The organism is Limnohabitans sp. (genome assembly GCF_044361645.1).
Taxonomy (GTDB): domain Bacteria; phylum Pseudomonadota; class Gammaproteobacteria; order Burkholderiales; family Burkholderiaceae_C; genus Limnohabitans_A.
On sequence record NZ_JBIKIL010000212.1, the window covers coordinates 1 to 2849 of the forward strand.

General features: G+C 62.3%; 3 protein-coding genes. 1 reads left to right on the forward strand and 2 read right to left on the reverse strand.

The window, feature by feature from the left end; all coding sequences use genetic code 11:
• Positions 1-65: 65 nt before the first annotated feature.
• Entirely contained in the window at positions 66-830 is a 765-nt protein-coding gene (locus tag ACIQ39_RS19145; RefSeq protein WP_396436171.1) for a class II glutamine amidotransferase, read from the forward strand.
• A gap of 27 nt (positions 831-857) precedes the next feature.
• Here the strand turns inward: ACIQ39_RS19145 and gshB are convergent, their stop codons facing one another.
• Both gshB and ACIQ39_RS19155 read right to left on the reverse strand, forming a co-directional pair.
• A complete protein-coding gene (gene gshB / locus ACIQ39_RS19150) occupies positions 858-1799 on the reverse strand; it encodes a glutathione synthase (protein ID WP_396436172.1) in 942 nt (313 codons plus the stop codon).
• 84 nt (positions 1800-1883) lie between these two features.
• Positions 1884-2783, reverse strand: a complete 900-nt coding sequence (locus ACIQ39_RS19155) for a diacylglycerol/lipid kinase family protein (protein WP_396436173.1) — start codon at positions 2781-2783, stop codon at positions 1884-1886.
• Positions 2784-2849 lie beyond the last annotated feature (66 nt).

The window sequence follows — 2849 nt, forward strand, 5'->3', positions numbered from 1 at the left end:
CGCGCAACCGAGCTTGTATATGTCAACGCTGTGCGACCACTGAGCCGCAGTTGAGGGACTGAACCATGTGCCAACTGCTCGGCATGAACTGCAACACCCCCACCGATGTGACCTTCAGCTTCAGCGGCTTTGCGCAGCGCGGTGGCATCACCGACCACCACGGCGACGGCTGGGGCATCGCTTTTTTTGAAGGGCAGGGTGTGCGCCACTTTGTGGACCACCAAAGCGCCAGCACCTCGCCGATTGCCGACCTGATCCGGCGTTACCCGATCCAAAGCCAGAACGTCATCGCCCACATCCGCAAAGCCACCCAGGGCGAAGTGAGCCTGGAAAACTGCCACCCCTTTTTGCGCGAGTTGTGGGGCCGCTACTGGGTGTTTGCACACAACGGCAATTTGGTGGACTACGCGCCGCGCCTGCACGGCAGCTTCAAGCCCGTGGGCCAGACCGACAGTGAGCGGGCGTTTTGCTGGCTCATGCAAGAGCTGGCCAAGTCGCATGCCAGTGTGCCCAGCGTGCAAGAGCTGTCCTTGACACTGCGCGAGCTGGTGCCGCAGATCGCCCGCTTTGGCACCTTCAACTTCTTGTTGTCCAACGGCCAAGCTTTGTGGGCGCATGCCAGCACCCACCTGCACTATGTGCTGCGCAAGCACCCCTTCACACAAGCGACTTTGAGCGACGAAGACCTGAGTGTGAACTTTGCCGACCACACCCGCGAGACCGACCGGGTGGCGGTGGTGGTGACCGCGCCCTTGACCACCGATGAGGCTTGGGTGGCCTTTGAGCCGGGGCGCTTGTACACCTTTGAGGGCGGCGATCTGAATCCGTAGCGGGGATTCAAGCTGTGGGTTGAGGCTTTACAGCGCCGCTTCCACCGCGTCCCAAAACAGCGCCGCCACATCACAGCCCATTTGGTCGGTGATTTCCTGAAAGCATGTGGGGCTGGTCACGTTGATCTCGGTCAGGCTCTCGCCAATGATGTCGAGGCCCACCAGCATCAGGCCGCGTGCGAAGAGGATTGGGCCCAAGGCTTCGGCGATTTCGCGGTCACGTGCCGAGATGGGTTGGGCCACGCCCTTGCCACCAGCGGCCAGGTTGCCGCGCACTTCACCGCCTTGCGGAATACGCGCCAGACAAAAGGGTACGGGCTTGCCGCCGATCAAGAGCACGCGCTTGTCGCCTTGCGCGATGCCGGGCAAAAACTTTTGCACCATCACGGTTTGTGAACCGCCGCGGTTGAGGGTTTCGATGATCACGCCCAGGTTCAGGCCGTCGGCACCTACCTTGAAGATGCCCGTGCCACCCATGCCGTCCAGGGGTTTCAAGATGATGGTGCCGTGCTCGGCATGGAAGGCGCGAATGTCAGACTCGCTGCGTGTGACCAAGGTCGGCGCAATGAACTGCGGGAACTCCAGAATGGCCAGTTTCTCGGGGTGGTTGCGCAGCGCAGCCGGGCTGTTGAAGACCTTGGTGCCTTCGCGCTCGGCCTGGCTCAGCAGGTGCGTGGCGTAGAAATATTCGCTGTCAAAAGGCGGGTCGGTGCGCATGATGACCGCGCCAAAGTCTTTCAGGTTGGCACGGCTCGTCGAAGTTTCGGTGAACCAAGTGTCTGGCTGCCCGGTGAGTGTGATGTGGCGAACTTGGGCCGATACGGCCTCGCCACGCTGCCAGCGCACATCGGTCATTTGGCAGGCCACCACTTGGTGTCCGCGTTTTTGCGCCTCGCGCATCATGGCGAAGGTGGTGTCTTTGTAAATTTTGAAGGATTCGAGCGGGTCGGCAACAAACAGTATTTTCATGAGCAGTTAGATTTCTAAGTCAATGCGCGAACTGTGACACAGAACGCTAAAACGGGTGTGAACCAAGATGGAAGGCGGCCGGGATCACCGCCGCACCACCAGCAAGCTGGCCGCCTGGCAATGGATGCGCACATGCTGGGCTTCACCCAAGTATTCTCCATCGGCGGCCAGAGGAACGCCCTTTGTGCAGGCGATGTCCAGTTGGCGATACGGCCAACAGCCGATGCGCGGGTGACCGAGGTGTTGGCCGATCAACAGACGGGGCAGCATGAGCAGGGCCCCCAGTCGGCCAAAGGTGCCTGCCAACAAGGCATCCAGCTGGCCATCGGCCAGCTGAGCGTGAGGCACGGCTGGCATGCCTGAGCCAAAAGTCGGTGTGTTCAGGCTGGAGGCAAAGAGGCAAGCACCTTGGTGTTTGAAGTGTCCATCGCTGTGCAGCGTCAGGTCCCAGTGGCGCAGGTGGATCAGCTCATGCAAGGTGGCCCACAGGTAGCGGGGCAAGCCGCGCAGCCAGCTCGGCCCATTCAGCGCACGCAGCCCAACGGCCGAGTCAAAACCGGCCGTCAGGCTCGACAGAAAAGGGGCCTCGTACGTTTGGCCTTGCAGGTCGCGCCAGTGGGCCAGGCCTGCGTCGATGGCTTGCGCAGGGCCTTGCAACGCGAGCGTCAAGGCTTGTGCCCAATGCATGCCATCCACACCCCAGGCGCGGGCACTGTCGTTTCCACTGCCCATGGGCACCAGGCCCACGGTGAGTCGCCGCGCCAACAGCATGGGCAGCCAGCGGTTGAGTGTGCCGTCACCGCCCACCACCACCACGCGGCTGCCTTCGGGCAGCGACTGCAGCAGGTCCACACTGTCGCTCAAGGCTTCGGGGGCAGCCAGTTGTGCATTCGGTGCATGCGCTGCCAGCCACGCCCGCAGGGCCGGAATGCGCAGCGCAGCGCGGCCGCCTTGTGCATGGGGGTTGAGCAGGACCAAGGCCATGGCGGGGCAGGCTTACTGGAAAGCCACTTCGGCAAAGCTGCGCAGCTTGCGGCTGTGCAGTTGCTC